Source organism: Salmonella sp. 32031103-2018-00083-FB-01-SM-01 (assembly GCF_017571995.1).
Taxonomy (GTDB): domain Bacteria; phylum Pseudomonadota; class Gammaproteobacteria; order Enterobacterales; family Enterobacteriaceae; genus Salmonella; species Salmonella enterica.
Genome location: NZ_JAGEQL010000002.1, coordinates 665047 through 686174, shown reverse-complemented (window position 1 = coordinate 686174; position 21128 = coordinate 665047). Strand labels below are relative to the sequence as shown.

The following is a 21128-nucleotide window of genomic DNA, read 5'->3' as shown; positions in this document are numbered from 1 at the left end:
GAGGACAAGATGATGAATAAAGACGAAGCCGGCGGTAACTGGAAACAGTTTAAAGGTAAAATGAAAGAACAATGGGGCAAACTGACCGATGACGATATGACCGTTATCGAAGGTAAACGCGACCAACTGGTAGGTAAAATCCAGGAGCGTTACGGTTACCAGAAAGATCAGGCGGAAAAAGAGGTTGTTGACTGGGAAACCCGTAACAACTATCGCTGGTAATATGTTTTCCCCTACCAGGAGTACATGGATGTGCTTCCCCCTGTTTGCCTGTGAATGCGGGCGTGCCCCTCTCTACTGCCGCCCGTTTTTCCGTTCAGGCTAACGTGGTTTTTTCTTCACCAGCACCGAGTGATCGTGACCACAGTCGCCCGGATGGCGACACGCTTCCACTTCTACGCACGCAGGGCACAGACCGTGCGCCTCAATAACGTTATGTCGTAGCGCAAAGCCCATTTTAGCCGCCAGCGTATGCATGATGTCTTCCACGCCCTCGGCACACTCTTCCTTCACCACGCCGCAACGATCGCAGATAAACATGGCCGAGCTGTGCGTCGGCTGGTCGAACAGGTGGCAAACCACATAACTATTGGTGGATTCCACTTTATGGACAAAACCCTGTTCGAGCAAAAAATCCAGCGCGCGGTAGATGGTGGGCGGTTTGGCCTGTGGTTCCGTTTCGCGCAGCAAATCGAGCAAATCGTATGCGCTGATGGCACCCTGTTGCAGACTCATCAGGCGCAGCACTTCGAGGCGCTGAGGCGTCAGGCGCACGTTGCGCTGCGCGCAGAGTTTTTCAGCTTGCGCCAGTAACTCTTGCGTTGTGGTCTTTTCCATGTAGCACCTCGAATGGCATGAAAGTCTAATCCGCTACTTTACCACGAGCTGCTTAAAACTCTGAAATTACCCCGCGACAATATATCGCCTGCTAAGCTTTTCCGCGCCAGTATTCTCATCTATACATAATGAGGGTCGATATTATAACAACAGGATTTAACATCACTATTTCACAGCAATGGTTCGCCTCTGTCCGATAAAGCGTGGCGGAGGGATTACTTCACCTGATAATAAGATGGGCTAACTGTGAACAAAAACGTCAAACTTTCACTGATTGCTATCGCGGTCTCGCTTTTTATGGCAAAGCAGGCGAGCGCCGCCAATACCTGGACGGAAGCGCGTAATGACGCAATGGGCGGGACGGGCGTCGCGTCCGCGAATTATGGCAGCGGAGTACTGTTAAATCCGGCGTTACTGGCAAAAGCCAAACCGGAAGACAATATCACTGTTGTCCTTCCTGCGGTCGGCGTCCAGATTACGGATAAAGACAATCTCCAGGATGAAATTGACGATATCAGCGATAAAGTGGATTACTACGATGAGGTCGTCGATAACCTTACGCTGGGGCAAATTCTGCTCAATCCGCGAGACGTGCTGAATCAATTTCAGGGCGCCGCGCGCGACCTGGCCGATGAGCTGGAATATCTCAACGGAAAAACCGCCCGCGCCAATGCCGGCGCCGGGTTGGCGGTAAGTATTCCAGGGCAAACGCTTTCCGTGGCGTTTATCGCCAAAGGTTATGCGCATGGGCGCGTGAGTTCGTCCATTGATCAGAACGATATTCAGTATCTGCGCGATATCCAGCATGATGAACGTGTCGCGCTTCGTGAAGCAGGACGCGCTGCTTTGCTGGGGTCTGACGAAATTACAAAGCATTTAAACTCTACCGCGTCGGGGCGGGTAGCGATTGTATCTGACTACGGTATTGCGCTGGCGAAGCAGTTTGTGGTGGGCGAGGTGCCTGTTTCCATTGGCGTTACGCCAAAACTGCAAAAAACCTGGCTCTATAACTACACCACCTCAATTTATAACTACGACAGTAGCGACTGGAATAGCAGCCGTTATCGCAATGACGATACGGGTTTTAACATTGATGCGGGGCTTGCTGCCGATATCGGTGAAAACTGGACGCTGGGGCTGAGCGGGCAAAATTTGGTATCTCGCGATATCGATACGAAAGATATTTACATCACTAATGGTATGACGGGAGAAACCACCAACTACAAAGATACATACCAAATCCGCCCCCTGGTTACCGCGGGCGTCGCATGGCATAACGATTTGCTGACCGTAAGCGCCGATGGCGATCTGACGGAAACGAAAGGCTTTAAGAGCGAAGACAATTCACAGTACGTGGGTGTCGGCGCTGAAGTTCGACCGTTGTCATGGCTGGCGGTGCGCGCAGGGTATCGTGCGGATGTGAAAAATAACGATAGCAATGTAGTTACCGGCGGTCTTGGTTTTGCGCCCTTTAACCGTGTGCATCTCGACTTAATGGGACTGTACGGCGAAGATGAAACCTGGGGGGCAGGCGCGCAGCTTACAATGACATTCTGAGGTGCTTTCACCGGAGGCGCTACGCCTCCGGTTTAGCGTTATGCTATAGTAACGCCCCTTTTTTAACCGGATGCTTATTTATTCGCCATGCAGCCTGAAACCCAGTCCTCCGCTTTTCCTGCTTATCGCTTCTCCATCGCGCCTATGCTCGACTGGACGGACAGACATTGCCGCTATTTCCTGCGTTTGCTGTCTCGCCAGACGCTGCTCTACACCGAAATGGTGACCACGGGCGCGATTATTCACGGTAAGGGTGACTATCTGGCTTACAGCGAAGAAGAGCATCCGGTCGCTCTACAGCTTGGTGGAAGCGATCCGGCTCAGCTTGCGCATTGTGCAAAGCTGGCGGAAGCGCGTGGCTACGATGAAATTAACCTCAACGTGGGGTGCCCCTCCGATCGCGTGCAAAACGGTATGTTTGGCGCCTGTTTGATGGGCAATGCGCAACTGGTCGCCGATTGTGTTAAAGCCATGCGTGATGTCGTCTCGATTCCGGTAACGGTAAAAACCCGCATTGGTATTGACGATCAGGACAGCTATGCGTTTCTGTGTGATTTCATCAATACGGTTTCCGGTCAGGGCGAATGCGAGATGTTTATTATCCATGCGCGCAAAGCCTGGCTTTCTGGCTTAAGCCCGAAAGAAAATCGTGAGATCCCGCCGCTGGATTACCCGCGCGTCTATCAGCTAAAGCGGGATTTTCCGCACCTGACCATGTCCATTAACGGCGGCATCAAATCGCTGGAAGAGGCGAAGGAGCACCTGCGCCATATGGATGGCGTCATGGTTGGCCGCGAAGCTTATCAGAATCCGGGTATACTGGCCGCGGTGGATCGGGAGATCTTTGGCGCCGATACCACCGATGCCGACCCGGTTACGGTGGTTCGCGCGATGTATCCCTATATTGAGCGTGAATTGAGCCAGGGAGCGTATCTGGGGCATATCACTCGCCATATGCTGGGGTTGTTCCAGGGCATCCCCGGCGCGCGGCAGTGGCGTCGCTATCTGAGCGAAAACGCCCATAAAGCTGGCGCGGATGTTGCTGTACTGGAGCAGGCGCTAAAACTGGTAGCAGACAAGCGTTAAAAGTTCGCCAAAAATTAGTCAATCTCACCACGCTCTGTGCAGTCTTGCAGGGCGTTTTCTTTATATATCAAAAACATAAATATTGGCATGATTTTTGTAATAGCTTACCTGACCAAACCCGGTAAGCGCCGTGCCGCCGGGCAATGCCATCTTTATGGGGAGCGACTATGCTGGAACTACTTTTTGTGCTTGGCTTTTTTCTGATGTTAATGGTGACGGGCGTCTCCTTGCTGGGCATTCTGGCCGCGCTGGTTGTAGCGACTGCCGTCATGTTCCTGGGCGGAATGTTCGCCCTGATGATCAAGCTGTTACCGTGGCTACTGCTGGCGGTGGCTGTGGTGTGGGTGATCAAAGCAGTAAAAACGCCAAAAATCCCACAGTATCAGCGCAATAACCGTCGGTTTTACTAAGGTATTGAGCGGTTCGTCACAACCTGGAACTTTGCCCTCACAGGCAAATAGGAATCGATTATTAAATCTGTCATGATTGCGCAGGTAACGAATTCATCGCGCTGTACCCTACATACAGCCGAACAAAAAAAGAAAGGGCTTCCCGGGTGGAAGCCCAATTTCTTTGCAGAGCTATTACGGAATCAGCAGGCTTGAGCCCTGTGTGGCCCGGCTTTCCAGCACCTCATGCGCGCGACGTGCATCTTTTAACGCATAGCGTTGATTTTCAGCCACATCGACTTTAATCACGCCGCTGGCGATCAATGAGAACAATTCATTGCTGGCTTCGGTTAGTTCTTCACGCGTCGTAATATACCCCTGTAGTGAAGGTCGCGTGGCATACAGGGAACCTTTCTGATTCAGAATACCTAAATTCACGCCGGTGACGGGGCCGGACGCATTGCCGAAACTGACCATCAGTCCCCGACGTTGCAGGCAGTCCAGTGAGGCTTCCCAGGTATCTTTCCCCACGGAGTCATAGACCACGCGGACTTTTTTGCCGCCGGTGATCTCTTTTACCCGTTCTACAATGCTCTCCTCACGGTAATTAATTACCTGCCAGGCGCCGGCGTCCAGCGCCCGCTGCGCTTTTTGCGCGCTACCGACGGTACCGATAAGCTTCGCGCCCAGCGCTTTCGCCCATTGGCAGGCGATCAGACCGACGCCGCCCGCAGCGGCATGAAACAGGAAGGGTTCATCGGGTTTCACTTCATAGGTTTTGCGCAACAGGTAAAAAACGGTCAATCCCTTGAGAAAAGAGGCTGCCGCCTGTTCGAAGGAAATGGCGTCAGGTAAAATCGCGGCTTTATCTGCGGGGACGTTATGGACGGAACTGTAAGCGCCGAGCGTTGACTGCGCGTAGACGACGCGATCGCCGACGCGAATGTGCTCCACGCCGTTGCCGACTTTACTGACCACACCCGCAGCTTCGGTTCCCAGGCCCGCAGGCAACGACGGGGGCGGATAGAGTCCGCTACGGATATAGGTGTCGATGAAGTTGATACCAATGGCTTTGTTCTCAACCTGGATTTCGTGTTCCGCCGGTTCCGTTGGCGTAAACTCCACGGTCTGAAGCACTTCCGGACCACCATGCTTGTGAAATTCAATACGCGTTGCCATGCTTCCTCCAAAAGAAATGTGGTAATCTTTCGACCCAATCACTATCTCGGTAACTCCATTCACTATGGCAGGAAATAAACCCTTCAACAAACCACAGACTGATGCCCGCGACCGCGATCCGCAGGTTGCCGGGATAAAAGTGCCGCCGCACTCGATTGAAGCGGAACAGTCGGTGTTGGGCGGTTTAATGCTGGATAACGAGCGCTGGGACGATGTGGCCGAGCGCGTGGTGGCGGAAGATTTCTATACCCGCCCGCATCGCCATATCTTTACGGAGATGGGGCGCTTGCAGGAAAGCGGCAGTCCTATCGACCTGATTACGCTCGCGGAATCGCTGGAGCGGCAGGGCCAACTGGACAGCGTCGGCGGTTTCGCCTATCTGGCTGAGCTGTCTAAAAACACGCCAAGCGCGGCGAATATCAGTGCTTATGCGGACATTGTGCGCGAACGCGCCGTGGTCCGCGATATGATCGCGGTGGCGCATGAAATTGCGGACGCTGGTTACGATCCACAGGGGCGCAATAGCGACGAACTGCTGGATCTGGCGGAGTCGCGCGTCTTCCAGATCGCGGAAAACCGGGCCAACAAAGACGAAGGCCCGAAAAGCATCGACCAGATTCTCGACGCTACCGTGGCGCGTATTGAGCAGTTGTTCCAGCAACCGCACGATGGCGTTACAGGCGTGGATACCGGCTATCAGGATCTCAATAAAAAGACGGCAGGGTTACAGCGTTCGGATTTGATTATCGTCGCGGCGCGTCCCTCCATGGGTAAAACCACTTTTGCGATGAACCTCTGCGAAAATGCGGCGATGTTGCAGGATAAACCGGTACTGATCTTTAGTCTGGAGATGCCCGGCGAACAGATCATGATGCGTATGCTGGCCTCGCTGTCCCGCGTCGATCAGACACGTATTCGTACCGGTCAACTCGATGATGAGGACTGGGCGCGAATCTCCGGCACGATGGGCATTCTGCTGGAGAAACGCAATATGTACATTGACGACTCCTCAGGTCTTACGCCGACAGAAGTCCGTTCGCGCGCGCGGCGTATTTTCCGCGAACATGGCGGGTTAAGTCTGATTATGATCGACTACCTGCAATTGATGCGCGTGCCGTCGCTTTCTGATAACCGTACTCTGGAAATCGCCGAAATTTCCCGCTCGTTGAAAGCGCTGGCGAAGGAACTTCAGGTGCCGGTCGTGGCGCTATCGCAGCTTAACCGCTCCCTGGAACAACGCGCGGATAAACGTCCGGTGAACTCCGACCTGCGTGAATCCGGCTCTATTGAACAGGATGCCGACTTAATTATGTTTATCTACCGTGATGAGGTTTATCACGAGAACAGCGACTTAAAAGGCATTGCTGAAATTATTATTGGTAAGCAACGTAACGGTCCTATCGGTACGGTTCGTCTGACGTTCAATGGTCAGTGGTCGCGCTTCGATAACTATGCGGGACCGCAATACGATGATGAGTAACTCTCCGTCATTCTGTTAACAAGGAATTCAAATGCAAGCGGCAACAGTCGTCATTAACCGCCGCGCTCTGCGACACAACCTGCAACGTCTGCGTGAACTGGCGCCTGCCAGTAAGCTGGTTGCGGTGGTGAAAGCGAACGCTTATGGACACGGTCTTCTGGAGACCGCGCGAACGCTCCCTGATGCTGACGCTTTTGGCGTGGCGCGTCTTGAAGAGGCTCTACGTCTGCGAGCGGGCGGGATCACGCAGCCTATCCTGCTGCTGGAGGGTTTTTTCGACGCCGCCGATCTGCCGACCATTTCCGCGCAATGTCTGCATACCGCCGTACATAATCAGGAGCAGCTTGCCGCCCTGGAGGCGGTGGAGCTGGCGGAGCCAGTAACGGTCTGGATGAAACTGGATACCGGTATGCATCGTCTCGGCGTGCGTCCCGAAGAGGCGGAGGCGTTCTACCAGCGTCTGACGCACTGTAAAAATGTACGCCAGCCGGTGAATATCGTCAGCCATTTTGCCCGTGCGGATGAGCCGGAATGCGGCGCTACCGAACATCAGCTCGACATTTTTAATGCCTTCTGTCAGGGTAAACCCGGTCAGCGCTCTATTGCCGCGTCTGGCGGTATTCTGCTGTGGCCGCAGTCTCACTTTGACTGGGCGCGTCCGGGCATCATTTTGTATGGCGTATCGCCGCTGGAACACAAACCCTGGGGGCCGGATTTTGGTTTTCAGCCGGTGATGTCCTTAACCTCCAGTTTGATCGCGGTGCGTGACCACAAAGCGGGCGAACCGGTGGGCTACGGCGGGACATGGGTGAGTGAGCGCGACACGCGCCTGGGCGTGGTGGCGATGGGTTATGGCGATGGCTACCCACGAGCGGCGCCTTCCGGTACGCCAGTACTGGTCAATGGTCGTGAAGTCCCGATTGTCGGGCGGGTGGCGATGGATATGATTTGCGTGGATTTGGGGCCAAACGCGCAGGATAACGCGGGCGATCCGGTGGTCTTATGGGGCGAAGGTCTGCCGGTTGAACGTATCGCTGAAATGACAAAAGTAAGTGCTTACGAACTTATCACGCGCCTGACTTCAAGGGTGGCGATGAAGTATATTGATTAAATACGCGGCAGGCCGGGTGGCGCTTGCGCTTATCCGGCTTGTCTAGCGCATTGGCTGTAGGCCGGATAAGACGTTCACGCCGCCATCCGGCAATATGCGCATCCACCACAACATCCTCTCGATCTTCTCGTCCTTCCGGTTTATTGTGTTATTTCCTGCCCTCTGTAAACCTGGAGAACCATCGCGTGTTTCAAAAAGTTGACGCCTATGCCGGCGATCCGATTCTTTCACTGATGGAGCGTTTTAAAGACGACTCCCGTCACGACAAAGTAAATCTGAGCATTGGCCTGTATTACAACGAAGACGGGATTATCCCACAGCTCAAAACGGTGGCCGAAGCCGAAGCCCGGCTTAACGCGCAGCCGCATGGCGCTTCGCTGTACCTGCCGATGGAAGGACTCAATACTTATCGCCATACTATCGCGCCTTTGCTCTTTGGCGCCGATCACCCGGTTCTTCAGCAACAGCGCGTGGCTACTATCCAGACATTAGGCGGTTCCGGCGCGCTGAAAGTGGGCGCGGATTTCCTGAAGCGTTATTTCCCCGACGCAGGCGTATGGGTGAGCGACCCCACCTGGGAAAACCATATTGCGATATTTGCCGGGGCAGGATTCGAAGTGAGTACTTACCCCTGGTATGACGACGCGACTAACGGCATCCGTTTTAACGATCTGCTGGCCACGCTGAATACGTTACCTGCACGCAGTATCGTGCTGCTGCACCCCTGTTGTCACAACCCGACCGGGGCGGATTTAACACCTTCGCAATGGGATGCGGTGATTGAGATAGTGAAAGCGCGCGATCTGATTCCGTTCCTTGATATTGCCTATCAGGGTTTTGGCGCAGGCATGGACGAGGATGCTTACGCTATTCGCGCCATTGCCAGCGCCGGGTTACCTGCGTTAGTCAGTAATTCTTTTTCGAAGATTTTCTCGCTGTATGGCGAGCGCGTCGGCGGCCTGTCCGTGGTGTGTGAAGATGCCGAAATCGCCGCGCGGGTTCTGGGGCAGCTAAAAGCGACGGTGCGCCGAATTTACTCCAGTCCGCCGTGTTTCGGCGCTCAGGTGGTCGCTACGGTCCTGGGCGATGAGGCGTTAAAAGCGAGCTGGCTGGCGGAAGTCGACGCGATGCGTAACCGCATTATATCGATGCGCCAGACGCTGGTGAAGGAGCTGAAGGCGGAGATGCCTGACCGCAACTTTGATTACTTGTTACAGCAGCGCGGTATGTTCAGCTATACCGGGTTAAGCGAGGAGCAGGTCGAGCGGTTGCGCGATGATTTTGGCGTTTACCTGATTGCCAGTGGCCGCATGTGTGTCGCCGGGCTTAATGCTTCAAATGTACACCGCGTGGCGAAGGCATTTGCCGCTGTCATGTAATATTCAGGCCGGACGGCGATAACATTGCCCTCCGGTCTGACAATAGCTGTTGTGATCATCCTCTTTTTTCGTAACAAAACCGCAGATAATCCTTCCTTTTGACCGTTACTGGCGTTATGGTCAGATAGTTTTTTGAGCAAAGACTCATCTTAATAATTATAATATTTTGAATTTTAAGGGAAAAGCATGAAAAAAATAACCCTGGCGCTAAGTGCCGTCTGTTTGTTGTTTACGCTAAACCATTCCGCGAATGCGTTAGTATCTTCCCCTTCGACGCTCAATCCGGGCACTAACGTTGCAAAACTCGCGGAACAAGCGCCTGTCCATTGGGTCTCTGTCGCCCAGATTGAAAACAGCCTCACCGGACGCCCGCCGATGGCGGTCGGCTTTGATATTGACGACACCGTGTTATTTTCCAGCCCCGGATTCTGGCGCGGAAAGAAAACCTACTCCCCGGACAGCGACGATTATCTGAAAAATCCGGCCTTTTGGGAAAAAATGAACAACGGCTGGGATGAGTTCAGTATTCCAAAAGAAGTGGCCCGACAGCTCATTGATATGCATGTTCGTCGTGGCGACAGTATTTACTTTGTCACTGGTCGTAGTCAGACGAAAACGGAAACCGTGTCGAAAACGCTGGCGGATAACTTCCATATTCCGGCGGCGAATATGAATCCGGTGATTTTCGCCGGCGATAAACCGGGACAAAATACGAAAGTTCAGTGGCTGCAGGAGAAGAACATGCGTATCTTCTACGGCGATTCGGATAACGATATTACTGCGGCTCGTGATTGTGGTATCCGCGGTATTCGCATCCTGCGCGCGGCTAACTCCACCTACAAACCGCTGCCGCAGGCAGGAGCGTTTGGCGAGGAAGTCATTGTCAACTCGGAGTACTAAAAATCAGGAGAGCGACAGGCTCTCCTTTTTTGCATGATTTTTGCACAAACTTGCCCCGCTGGCTTTTACCTTTTCCAGACTTGCTGCACACTATTCAGGAGACGTTTGTTTTTAGGAAGGAGCAGCCTATGTGGTATCAGCGCACCATTACACTGAGCGAGAAGCCGCGCGGGTTTCATCTGATAACAGATGAAATTATCGATAAATTGTCTGGCTTACCGCCTGTCGAAACGGGTTTGCTGCATCTGTTGTTGCTACATACCTCGGCCTCGCTGACGCTAAACGAAAACTGCGATCCCACCGTGCGCGCTGATATGGAGCGCCATTTCCTGAAAACCGTTCCCGATAATGCGGCGTATGAACATGATTACGAAGGCGCGGATGACATGCCTTCGCATATTAAGTCGTCAGTATTGGGCGTCTCGTTGTTGCTGCCTGTACGCCAGGGGCGTTTACAGTTAGGAACATGGCAAGGTATCTGGTTGGGAGAGCACCGTATTCACGGCGGTCCACGTAAAATCATCGCGACACTACAAGGGGAATGATAATGACCATTTCGGAATTACTGCAATACTGCATGGCAAAACCTGGCGCAGAGCAGAGCGTCCACAGCGACTGGAAAGCGACGCAAATTAAAGTGGAAGATGTACTTTTCGCGATGGTAAAAGAAGTTGAAGGACGCCCGGCAGCCTCTCTCAAAACCAGCCCGGAACTGGCAGAGTTGTTACGCCAGCAGCACAGCGATGTACGACCGAGTCGGCACCTTAATAAAGCGCACTGGAGCACGGTCTATCTGGACGGATCGCTGCCGGATTCACAACTCTATTATCTGGTCGATGCCTCTTATCAACAGGCGGTAAATGCGCTGCCGGAAGATAAACGCAAGCAGTTGCCGCAGTCCTGATTATAGCGCGCCGACCAACAACGCCAGGGCGATATCAATGAGGCGGATGACCGTAGACCGGATACGGCTGCCGAGGGCGATTTGCGCATTATTGGCGCGTAGCCTGGCGAGGTCCCGCTGTCCTTCCAGCAGAATAATCATATCGTCGTCGTCCAGCCAGCCGCGAGCATGTTCCTGAAGCGCGCGGGCGATAAACGCGGCGGACTCGCGGATACCGTCGTCGCTGTCTTCTCTTGCCTGTTTATACGTCTGGATAAACTCGGCAATCGCCGAGGAGGCTACAGGATGTTCGGCCCGGGTGGTGGTCATCAGGTTATGTATTTCGTTAATAGACGCCATTTTCATCTCCCTGAGTGCAGCGGGTGCCCCAATGCAGACACTCACCCTGTATGGCTAATTTCCAGACCTGATTATTTTGCTGTTGGTATCTCTCAGTCTGGATGTAAGTAAGTGGTTGCTTACGTTGCATAACCCGCGCATAAAGACGCAAATAGTGATTTTTCAGCAGCGCCAGATTATCGAGTCGGTGTTTATCCCCACCTTGACGGGCGACCCGCTCAGCCTGAAAAAATGTCTGGCGGATATCGCGGTCATCCTTGAGCAGTGTCTCTTTTTGCCACGGTATTCGCGCCGCGTCCTGCAGGAAGCGGGTTGAGCGCGCTTGTAATAGCGTCAGTTGTTGAAAAGCCACGGCGCTAAAGCGGTCAGGCAGCGTACAGGCGGCTAAAAACAGGCACAGCAGTAGTGTGATTGCGTAGGGCAACTTCATGGTGTTTTCCATAACAGACCGTTTGCGCTATCACATGTCAGAGCGAGGCGGCACGCAAATCACAAATGCTCAACACGGATACAATGAGGTGGGATGAGGAAAAATGATGCCGCTTCCCGGCGAATCGGAAAGCGGCGTGAAGGTTATTTGAGCATAGGTTTAAGGAAGCGGGCGGTATGCGACGCCTCGCACTCCGCCACGGTTTCCGGCGTACCGGAGACGAGAATTTCGCCGCCGCCGCTGCCGCCTTCCGGGCCGAGGTCGACAATCCAGTCCGCCGTTTTAATGACGTCCAGGTTGTGTTCGATCACCACGATGGTGTTGCCCTGATCGCGCAACTGATGCAGAACGTCAAGCAACTGCTGAATATCGGCAAAGTGCAGGCCGGTGGTCGGCTCGTCGAGAATATACAGCGTCTGCCCGGTGCCGCGCTTCGACAGTTCGCGCGCCAGCTTCACGCGCTGGGCCTCGCCGCCGGAAAGCGTCGTCGCCGACTGACCAAGACGGATATAGGTCAGCCCCACGTCCATCAGCGTCTGCAGCTTACGCGCCAGCGCCGGAACCGCATCAAAGAACTCACGCGCTTCTTCAATGGTCATATCCAGCACTTCGTGGATGGTCTTGCCTTTGTACTTAATCTCCAGCGTTTCCCGGTTATAGCGCTTGCCTTTGCACTGGTCGCACGGCACGTAAATATCCGGCAGAAAGTGCATTTCGACTTTAATGACGCCATCGCCCTGGCACGCTTCGCAGCGACCGCCGCGCACGTTGAAGCTGAATCGCCCTGGCGTATAGCCGCGCGCGCGAGACTCCGGCACGCCAGCAAAAAGCTCGCGAACCGGGGTAAAGACGCCCGTATAGGTCGCCGGGTTGGAACGCGGGGTGCGCCCGATCGGGCTCTGGTCGATATCGATCACTTTATCGAAATGTTCCAGCCCCTGAATATCCCGATACGGCGCCGGTTCGGCGATAGTCGCCCCGTTTAACTGACGCTGGGCGATGGGGAACAGCGTATCGTTAATCAGCGTTGATTTACCGGAACCCGAGACGCCGGTGATACAGGTAAACAGCCCTACCGGTAGCGTAAGGGTCACATCTTTCAGGTTATTGCCGCGCGCGCCGGTGAGTTTGAGCACTTTTTCTGGATTTGCCGGCACGCGTTGTTTCGGCACTTCAATTTTGCGTTTACCGCTCATGTACTGGCCGGTCAGCGATTCCGGTACCGCCATAATGGCTTCCAGCGGGCCTTCCGCCACCACCTCGCCGCCGTGAACGCCCGCGCCGGGGCCAATATCAATCACATGGTCGGCGGCACGGATGGCGTCTTCATCGTGTTCCACCACAATCACGGTATTGCCAAGATTGCGCAGATGAATCAGCGTACCCAGCAGCCGTTCGTTATCGCGCTGGTGCAGACCGATGGACGGTTCATCCAGCACATACATCACGCCGACTAACCCGGCGCCTATCTGGCTCGCCAGACGAATACGCTGGGCTTCGCCGCCGGAAAGCGTTTCTGCCGAGCGGGAGAGCGTGAGATAGTTCAGGCCGACGTTCACCAGAAACTTGAGGCGATCGCCGATCTCTTTTAGCACTTTTTCGGCGATTTTCGCCCGTTGCCCGGAAAGCTTGAGATTAGTGAAAAAATCCATCGCATGGCCAATGCTCATATCGGAAATAGCAGGCAGCGGCGTATTTTCCACAAATACATGGCGCGCTTCGCGATTCAGTCGCGTTCCTTCACAGCTGGCGCAGGGGCGATTACTGATGAATTTCGCTAGCTCTTCGCGCACCGCGCTGGATTCCGTTTCTTTATAACGGCGCTCCATATTATGCAGCACGCCTTCGAACGGATGGCGGCGCACGGAGGTATCGCCGCGATCGTTCATATATTTAAATTCGATGTTCTCTTTGCCGGAACCGTACAGCACGACTTTGTGTACGTTGGCGCTGAGGCTTGCCCACGGCGCATCCACGTCGAACTTATAGTGTTCCGCCAGCGACTTGAGCATTTGAAAGTAGTAAAAATTGCGACGATCCCAACCACGAATCGCGCCGCCTGCCAGCGACAGGTCGGGATTCTGGATCACGCGGTCCGGATCGAAATATTGCTGAACGCCGAGGCCGTCACAGGTCGGGCAGGCGCCTGCCGGGTTGTTGAACGAGAACAGACGCGGTTCCAGCTCGCGCATACTGTAGCCGCAAATCGGACAGGCAAAATTGGCGGAGAACAGAAGCTCCTCCGCTTTCTCATCGTCCATATCGGCAACAACCGCCGTGCCGCCGGATAATTCCAGCGCCGTTTCGAACGACTCCGCCAGGCGTTGGGAAAGATCGTTGCGAACTTTGAAGCGATCGATCACCACCTCAATAGTATGTTTCTTTTGCAGCTCCAGCTTCGGCGGATCGGAGAGATCGCAGACTTCGCCGTCAATACGGGCGCGAATGTAACCCTGGCTTGCCAGATTTTCCAGCGTTTTGGTGTGTTCGCCTTTACGCTCTTTAATAATCGGCGCCAGCAGCATCAGACGTTTGCCTTCCGGCTGTGACAGCACGTTATCGACCATCTGGCTAACGGTTTGCGCCGCCAGCGGCACGTCATGATCCGGACAACGCGGCTCGCCCACGCGGGCAAACAGCAGGCGCAGGTAGTCGTGGATCTCGGTAATAGTACCCACCGTAGAGCGCGGGTTGTGCGATGTCGATTTCTGTTCAATTGAGATCGCGGGCGATAGCCCCTCAATATGGTCGACATCCGGTTTTTCCATGAGCGACAAAAACTGCCGCGCGTAAGCGGAGAGCGATTCAACGTAACGACGCTGCCCTTCGGCATACAGAGTGTCGAAAGCCAGTGAGGATTTGCCTGAACCCGAAAGCCCGGTCACGACAATCAGTTTGTCGCGGGGGATGACGAGGTTAATATTTTTGAGATTATGGGTGCGGGCGCCCCGAACTTCGATCTTATCCATTCACCTTTCCCGGTAGAGACTCGGATGCCTGGTTTGTTTGAAGGACAAACGGCAGAAACGGCTAATTATGACACAATTTAACCTGTTTGAATATACAGTATTGGAATGCATCTTCAGCTAAAGTATGCAACAATATGAGGTTCGCGCGAGTGACCTGGAACCTGCATCGCAGCTATTAAAATGCTACGTGGAAATGGTACACTCACGCGTTTACACTATTTATGAAACGTATTCAGGAGACTCAATTATGGCCAGCAGAGGCGTAAACAAGGTGATTCTCGTTGGTAATCTGGGCCAGGACCCGGAAGTACGCTATATGCCGAGTGGCGGCGCTGTCGCCAACTTAACGCTGGCTACTTCTGAATCCTGGCGCGATAAGCAGACCGGCGAAATGAAAGAGCAGACTGAATGGCACCGGGTGGTGATGTTCGGCAAACTGGCGGAAGTGGCCGGCGAATATCTGCGTAAAGGTTCTCAGGTGTATATCGAAGGTCAATTGCGTACCCGCAAGTGGACCGATCAGAGTGGCCAGGAACGCTATACGACTGAAATTAACGTTCCGCAGATCGGCGGCGTGATGCAGATGCTGGGTGGTCGCCAGGGCGGCGGCGCACCGGCAGGCGGTCAGCAGCAGGGGGGTTGGGGTCAACCGCAACAACCTCAGCAGCCACAGGGCGGCAACCAGTTCAGCGGCGGCGCGCAGTCGCGTCCACAGCAATCCGCGCCAGCGCCGTCTAACGAACCGCCAATGGATTTTGACGACGACATTCCGTTCTGATTTTTGGTAAAAAACTCAAAGCGTTATTTGCATTTTCGCTATAGTTCTCGTCTGCTGAAATGCCTGGTGTAAACCAGGCATTTTCTTACCTGGTATTATTGTCTTAGGGCCTATCCCACCAGGCGTTATTGGCGCAGCCAGTTTGGACACGGACAGCGCGCAAAAACCGGAGCGTACACGTAGTACGTGAGGATTTTGAGCACTGCCCAGGACCAAAATGGCAAGTAAAATAGCCCTAATGGGATAGGCTCTTTGTATCCCTTTCAAAAAAGAGAAGCGCATATCTTACGGAAAAATGTCGCTTATCGCCTTTGGCCGACTCGCCTCGGCACATCATTATCCAGCCGAAGTTCATAAATGTACTGCAATAACCCGGATTGTCTTAAATATGAAAGAGAAATCTCATCTGCAAAATATATAATTTATAGCCATTTTTTGACAACAAAAAGATATTATAAAATAACGTTAGAGAATGGTCGGTATTATCAATAGTTAATTAAATGTTTGCTTTAGCTTGTGATGAGGTCAAATATGATATGTTCATCTTGCTTTATTTTTAATTGCTGAAGATAAACTTGTTACTTATAGCTGGCTTTATATAAAAAATGGTTTTATTTATGTATTTTTTTACGCAATTCTGATTTTTTACTCCCCACTTATTATATTTTTAATGATTTAAGTTATATTGAAGTCCCTATGACCCTATGTTTTAATTGTGAAAATTCATTTTATCCTCTGGAGGCAAATTTATTAAATACGTATGATTATAACGCGTATTAAAAAGAAATATGTCCTTAAAATGATTTAGAGTTTCAATGATTAGCTAACAAATCTATTTATCGGCGAGTGGTTTTAATTTGCTGATGACTATTTTTTATTTATGAGCTGAGAGCTTATGCGATACCTATTATTGGGGAAGATATAGTTAGTGCAATAATTGATGTATACCTAATAAAAAAATGAAGAGTGTTTTTAATTAAAGCACTCATCTTTGTTGTGGGCGCATAAAAATGGCGTCATTGTTTTTATTTTTCTGATTACGAGATGTAGGGAAAACTGAAATCTATAAAGCGTATTGGTAGCAGGAAGCCAAGGGCGGTAGCGTTCACTTTCTGAATAAGTTGAGCATCCTTTATCCTTTCTAATCCACAAAAACATTTTATTCACAATGTAATATCAGGAGACAACATGGAAGACGAAAGTAATCCGTGGCCTAGTTTTGTTGATACATTCTCTACGGTATTGTGCATTTTTATATTTCTTATGTTGGTGTTTGCACTTAATAATATGATTATTATGTATGACAACTCAATTAAAGTTTATAAAGCAAATATAGAGAATAAGACTAAATCTACTGCTCAAAATAGCGGAGCCAATGACAATTCAAATCCTAATAAAATAGTTAATAAGGAAGTGAATACTCAAGATGTGTCGGACGGAATGACTACAATGTCAGGTAAGGAGGTTGGAGTATACGATATCGCCGATGGTCAGAAAATTGATATAACATCTACAAAAAATGAGCTTGTTATTACGTATCATGGCAGGCTGAGAAGCTTTTCAGAAGAGGACACTCATAAAATAAAGGCTTGGTTAGAAGACAAAATCAATAGTAATTTATTGATAGAAATGGTTATTCCTCAGGCAGACATCTCTTTCTCTGACTCTTTACGACTGGGATATGAACGGGGAATTATTTTAATGAAAGAGATTAAGAAGATATATCCTGATGTAGTTATTGACATGAGTGTTAACTCCGCAGCATCAAGTACAATGAGTAAAGCTATTATCACGACTATTAATAAAAAGGTGTCAGAGTGAAATATATAAATCATTACCGCTATTTGTTTGTCTGTTTTTTCCTTGCCATACTCCCTTTTTCCGCTTTATCTTTTCCCGGTATAAGAGAGTATGTTTTTGATAACTTTATGGTTTCTGCAATTTACAATGGAGTCATTATTGCCATTTATATTACAGGCTCTTTGTGTGCATTATTCACTATTTTTAAAAATATTTCAGCAAAAGACATATTAATAGCTCAGGACGCCAGCAGAAAAAATAGTATTCTTTCTAACCTCAATCAGATTTTGTTTTCCGGAGAACCCAAACAGTGTGATTTCAATTTGCTGATGGAATTAGATGACAATGTGTCTACCGCCCGTAACCAACGATTGTCATTTATTATGAGTTGTAGCAATGTGTCGACGCTTGTTGGCCTGTTGGGGACGTTTGCGGGTCTGTCTATTACGATTGGTTCAATCGGGAATTTATTGAGCTCGCCATCAGATGTTGGCGGTGATAATGCAAGTAATACACTCAATATGATCGTGACAATGGTAGCGTCGCTTTCTGAACCATTGAAAGGGATGAATACCGCATTTGTATCTTCTATCTATGGTGTTGTTTGCGCCATACTCCTGACCTCACAAAGTGTTTTTGTTCGCAGCTCCTATTCCCTTGTTTCTACGGAAATCAAAAAATTAAAAATTATAAGCAACAGATCCAATAATAAACAACGAAGCCTGCGGGTTGAATCAGAGACGCTTGTAGAATTTAAAGAGTTGTTTAAAGCGTTTTTTGATAACTACCTGACAGTTGAAAACTTACGGACGCAGGATGAAGAAAAGAAACGAGTGATGCTATCAGATAGCTTTGTCACTTTGCAAAACCGACTATTGGATAACTCAGCAAAACTGGAACAACTTTCTACGCTGATTGATGGTTATCTGGTAAGCAGTAACGAAAATCTCAAAAAATTATCTGACGGTGTAATAACAATTACCTCTCGTTTATCTGAAGGTAATATCCTGCTTGCTGATAATAATGCACGACTGGAGGCAATGAGTACAATACAAAATATTATAGACAAAAAGAATGATTCAATAATAGCATCAGTTGATAAATGTTATCAGGAATCTCTTTCACATGGTAAGACCATAAACGATATTGCCGCTGGCAGTGCCGATATTTCTCATACTCTCGATGGGCTGAGAACAGAAATGGATGAGGATATGAACAATGTTCATTTAGCACTATCCGATCTATCGGCTACTGATAAAAAGATTATTGCCAATACTAAAGAGATTAGTGCTGAAATGGTTAGCTACCGTGATACCTATATGCCATTAATGGAAAAAATAACATCTATGCACCAGGAAATAGTAAAGCAACGTTTGTTAAACAAGGAGGAAAAAAATGAAGATTAAGATGTTTTTTCTGACGGCTGCTTTTATTACACAAAGCACATACGCCAGCGAGCTTCCGGTCATTCCTCTAAGAGATTTAGTTAATGCCGCATTAACGCATCAGCCCTCTGTTGCTGTTTCATATTATGAGACTGAAAAGAAAAACAGTGACTTAGATCTTTCACGGGCAGCACTTTATCCTACCCTGGATCTAACATCTGGCCTTAATAATAACAGGAAAGAGTCATCAGGTACCGAGAGAAACGTTGAAAATAAGGTGTCTTTATCATACCGAATAACGGATTTTGGAGTGAGGGGGGCTAATATCAGGAAATCTGAATATGAAAGAGATAATAGTAAAACTGACTATGAAAAAACAAAGAATATAGTGTCTCAGGAGGTTGTGACAACCTATTACAACATCAGTAAATATCGTGAAATGATTGATGGCGTAAATCTGGAGAAAGAGTTTTATAAAAAGATGCTGGAAACTTTTTCGCTGCTGGTATCTTCCGGTGTAGCTATGCAATCTGATATGCGTAAAGTACAAGTATCTATCGATGCATTAAATACCAGAAGCATTATGTATCAGTCGATGTTGGATGATGAAATGTATAAAATGCAGAATATGACTGGTCTGAATTTATCACCAGTTCAGATTCAAAGCGATGAAAAATTCAACCTCTTCAAAAAATATATCTTTGTCGAAAGCCCTGAAAAACTTATGGACATGGTGATGAAATACAACGATGACTATAAGATGCTTGTCAATACCCGAAAAGCCGCGACCGAAGATATTAATGCCGCAAAATCATCCTATTTTCCGACTGTAGATCTCGTTTCCAGCTATGTACAGAATAACCCGAGCGGTAGTGCCAAAAAAAGTGATTATGAAGATGAATTCAAAACGGGTATCAATGTCAGTTTCAACATTTTTAATGGGTTCAGAAATTCAGCCCAGGAAAGAAAAATGGTGGCAAGTTACTCGCAGGCTAAGCTGCAAATTGACGATTTTTTGATTAAAACGCGTTATAACATTGATTCACAACTTTCAAAATACACCGCTGCAAAAGAGACTTACTCAGTGGCGGAACGTTCACATACAAACGCGTTACAGCTTACTGAGTTATATGAGCAGGAGTTTCAGTTAGGGCAAAAAAGTTTGCTTGATTTAATTTCAAGCCGTAATGAAGCATTTCAGGCATATGTAAGCATGGTCGACAGCAAATATAGCCTGTATATTTTAAAGTTACAGCAGCTCTCATTGATTTTTCATTTAATGGATTATTTAAAAGGAAATACTGAAAGTGAGTTAAATGGAATGAAATGAATAGAAGACAAAGCGATCATCTCATGATGATAATTATTTCTTTGACGATCTTAATTATTATCCTTACCTACTTTATAGAAATTAATTCAGTGGTTCATGGTCAGGGCGTTATCACTACTAAAGATAATGCTCAGTTAATATCTCTTTCTAAAGGAGGAACGATACAAGATATTTATGTGGCCGAGGGTGATACTGTAAAAAAAGGAGAACTCCTTGCAAAGGTCGTTAACCTTGATCTGCAAAAAGAATATCAAAGGTATAGAACTCAAAAAGGGTATCTGGATAAAGATGTTAACGAAATATCTTTCATTCTTGATAAGGAAAATGAGAGTGGGTTGATTACCCTGGATGGTACCCGTTCTTTAAGCAATAAAGAGGTAAAAGCGAATATTGAATTAGTGCATAGTCAGATAAGAGCTAAAGAGTTAAAAAAAACCTCTCTTGATTCTGAGATTAGCGGATTACAAGAGAAGCTGAGTTCGAAAGAAAAAGAACTAGCATTGCTTGCCGAAGAAATAAATATTCTTTCTCCACTGGTAAAAAAAGGAATTAGCCCATATACCAATTTTCTTAACAAGAAACAGGCGTATATAAAAGTTAAGTCTGAAATTAATGATATTGAAAGTAGCATCACTTTAAAAAAAGATGATATTGAGCTGGTTGTTAATGATATTGAGGCGCTTAATAATGAATTGCGATTATCTTTATCTAAAATAATATCTAAAAATCTTCAGGAACTTGAGGTTGTTAACTCTACATTAAAAGTAATAGAGAAGCAGATAAATGAGGAGGATATCTATTCACCGGTTGACGGTGTAATTTATAAAATCAATAAAAGTGCCACTACTCATGGTGGTGTGATTCAGGCGGCGGACTTACTTTTTGAAATAAAACCAAAAGTAAGGACTATGCTGGCCGATGTGAAAATACTACCCAAATACCGTGACCAAATATATGTAGATGAAGCCGTTAAGCTGGATGTCCAGTCAATTATCCAACCAAAGATAAAATCGTATAATGCGACTATCGATAATATTAGCCCTGATTCCTATGAGGAAAATACCGGAGGAACAATTCAGCGTTATTATAAAGTAATTATTGCATTCGATGTTAATGAAGATGATTTACGGTGGTTAAAACCAGGTATGACTGTTGACGCCAGTGTAATTACCGGAAAACACAGCATTATGGAATACCTGTTATCTCCCTTGATGAAAGGCGTGGACAAAGCCTTTTCAGAACCAGTTAATACTAAACGATTAGATACACCTTGAG

At 49.0% G+C, this 21128-nt stretch carries 20 protein-coding genes; 15 read left to right on the top strand and 5 right to left on the bottom strand.

The window, feature by feature from the left end; all coding sequences use genetic code 11:
* Positions 1–12 precede the first annotated feature (12 nt).
* Complete coding sequence (locus J4614_RS09570) at positions 13–222, top strand: CsbD family protein (protein WP_001030592.1); 210 nt, start codon at positions 13–15, stop codon at positions 220–222.
* 99 nt (positions 223–321) lie between these two features.
* On the opposite strand, the gene zur is transcribed toward J4614_RS09570, so the two are convergent.
* Entirely contained in the window at positions 322–837 is a 516-nt protein-coding gene (gene zur, locus J4614_RS09565) for a zinc uptake transcriptional repressor Zur (RefSeq protein ID WP_000416271.1), read from the bottom strand.
* A 246-nt stretch (positions 838–1083) separates the two neighbouring features.
* Here zur and J4614_RS09560 point away from each other — a divergent pair, with 246 nt between their 5' ends.
* The 3 genes from J4614_RS09560 to pspG all read left to right on the top strand — a co-directional run bounded on the left by J4614_RS09560 (position 1084) and on the right by pspG (position 3890).
* Positions 1084–2394, top strand: a complete 1311-nt coding sequence (locus tag J4614_RS09560) for a conjugal transfer protein TraF (protein WP_023215120.1) — start codon at positions 1084–1086, stop codon at positions 2392–2394.
* 87 nt (positions 2395–2481) lie between these two features.
* Entirely contained in the window at positions 2482–3480 is a 999-nt protein-coding gene (gene dusA, locus J4614_RS09555) for a tRNA dihydrouridine(20/20a) synthase DusA (protein ID WP_001527561.1), read from the top strand.
* Between the two features lie 167 nt (positions 3481–3647).
* Positions 3648–3890 (top strand): envelope stress response protein PspG, encoded by a 243-nt coding sequence (gene pspG, locus J4614_RS09550; protein WP_000891414.1) that lies wholly within the window; start codon positions 3648–3650, stop codon positions 3888–3890.
* A 174-nt stretch (positions 3891–4064) separates the two neighbouring features.
* Here pspG and J4614_RS09545 read toward each other — a convergent pair whose 3' ends face one another.
* The gene (locus tag J4614_RS09545) at positions 4065–5048 is read right to left on the bottom strand and encodes a quinone oxidoreductase (protein ID WP_000235555.1); all 984 of its coding nucleotides are present in this window, start codon (positions 5046–5048) and stop codon (positions 4065–4067) included.
* A 64-nt stretch (positions 5049–5112) separates the two neighbouring features.
* On the opposite strand from J4614_RS09545, the gene dnaB reads away from it, so the two are divergent.
* The 6 genes from dnaB to J4614_RS09515 all read left to right on the top strand — a co-directional run bounded on the left by dnaB (position 5113) and on the right by J4614_RS09515 (position 10822).
* Positions 5113–6528, top strand: a complete 1416-nt coding sequence (dnaB, locus tag J4614_RS09540; protein ID WP_000918353.1) for a replicative DNA helicase — start codon at positions 5113–5115, stop codon at positions 6526–6528.
* Positions 6529–6559: 31 nt separating this feature from the next.
* Positions 6560–7639, top strand: coding sequence for an alanine racemase (gene alr / locus J4614_RS09535; RefSeq protein WP_001147297.1), 1080 nt, complete (start codon positions 6560–6562; stop codon positions 7637–7639).
* A 185-nt stretch (positions 7640–7824) separates the two neighbouring features.
* Complete coding sequence (gene tyrB, locus J4614_RS09530) at positions 7825–9018, top strand: aromatic amino acid transaminase (RefSeq protein WP_208293148.1); 1194 nt, start codon at positions 7825–7827, stop codon at positions 9016–9018.
* Positions 9019–9204: 186 nt separating this feature from the next.
* The gene (aphA, locus tag J4614_RS09525; RefSeq protein WP_000724436.1) at positions 9205–9918 is read left to right on the top strand and encodes an acid phosphatase AphA; all 714 of its coding nucleotides are present in this window, start codon (positions 9205–9207) and stop codon (positions 9916–9918) included.
* Between the two features lie 128 nt (positions 9919–10046).
* Positions 10047–10463, top strand: coding sequence for a secondary thiamine-phosphate synthase enzyme YjbQ (locus tag J4614_RS09520; protein ID WP_000270392.1), 417 nt, complete (start codon positions 10047–10049; stop codon positions 10461–10463).
* A gap of 2 nt (positions 10464–10465) precedes the next feature.
* A complete protein-coding gene (locus tag J4614_RS09515) occupies positions 10466–10822 on the top strand; it encodes an MmcQ/YjbR family DNA-binding protein (protein WP_000155665.1) in 357 nt (118 codons plus the stop codon).
* Here the strand turns inward: J4614_RS09515 and J4614_RS09510 are convergent, their stop codons facing one another.
* From J4614_RS09510 to uvrA, 3 genes are all read right to left on the bottom strand, one after another.
* A complete protein-coding gene (locus tag J4614_RS09510; protein ID WP_023233009.1) occupies positions 10823–11161 on the bottom strand; it encodes a hypothetical protein in 339 nt (112 codons plus the stop codon).
* Positions 11148–11603: a hypothetical protein gene (locus tag J4614_RS09505; RefSeq protein WP_076031643.1), complete on the bottom strand. Its 456-nt coding sequence runs from the start codon at positions 11601–11603 to the stop codon at positions 11148–11150. The genes J4614_RS09510 and J4614_RS09505 overlap by 14 nt, the downstream gene beginning before the upstream one ends.
* A gap of 131 nt (positions 11604–11734) precedes the next feature.
* Complete coding sequence (gene uvrA / locus J4614_RS09500; protein WP_000357722.1) at positions 11735–14560, bottom strand: excinuclease ABC subunit UvrA; 2826 nt, start codon at positions 14558–14560, stop codon at positions 11735–11737.
* Between the two features lie 247 nt (positions 14561–14807).
* Between uvrA and ssb1 the strand changes: the two genes are divergently transcribed.
* The 5 genes from ssb1 to siiD all read left to right on the top strand — a co-directional run bounded on the left by ssb1 (position 14808) and on the right by siiD (position 21127).
* A complete protein-coding gene (ssb1, locus tag J4614_RS09495) occupies positions 14808–15338 on the top strand; it encodes a single-stranded DNA-binding protein SSB1 (protein ID WP_000168322.1) in 531 nt (176 codons plus the stop codon).
* Between the two features lie 1188 nt (positions 15339–16526).
* Positions 16527–17159, top strand: coding sequence for an SPI-4 type I secretion system auxiliary protein SiiA (siiA, locus tag J4614_RS09490; RefSeq protein WP_023233007.1), 633 nt, complete (start codon positions 16527–16529; stop codon positions 17157–17159).
* Positions 17156–18544 (top strand): MotA/TolQ/ExbB proton channel family protein, encoded by a 1389-nt coding sequence (locus tag J4614_RS09485; RefSeq protein ID WP_023228454.1) that lies wholly within the window; start codon positions 17156–17158, stop codon positions 18542–18544. The genes siiA and J4614_RS09485 overlap by 4 nt, the downstream gene beginning before the upstream one ends.
* Positions 18534–19853: an SPI-4 type I secretion system protein SiiC gene (gene siiC / locus J4614_RS09480; protein WP_023262806.1), complete on the top strand. Its 1320-nt coding sequence runs from the start codon at positions 18534–18536 to the stop codon at positions 19851–19853. The genes J4614_RS09485 and siiC overlap by 11 nt, the downstream gene beginning before the upstream one ends.
* Positions 19850–21127 carry an SPI-4 type I secretion system protein SiiD gene (siiD, locus tag J4614_RS09475; protein ID WP_001081935.1) on the top strand — a complete coding sequence of 426 codons (1278 nt, stop codon included), beginning with the start codon at positions 19850–19852 and terminating at the stop codon, positions 21125–21127. The genes siiC and siiD overlap by 4 nt, the downstream gene beginning before the upstream one ends.
* The last annotated feature ends 1 nt before the right edge of the window (position 21128 follow it).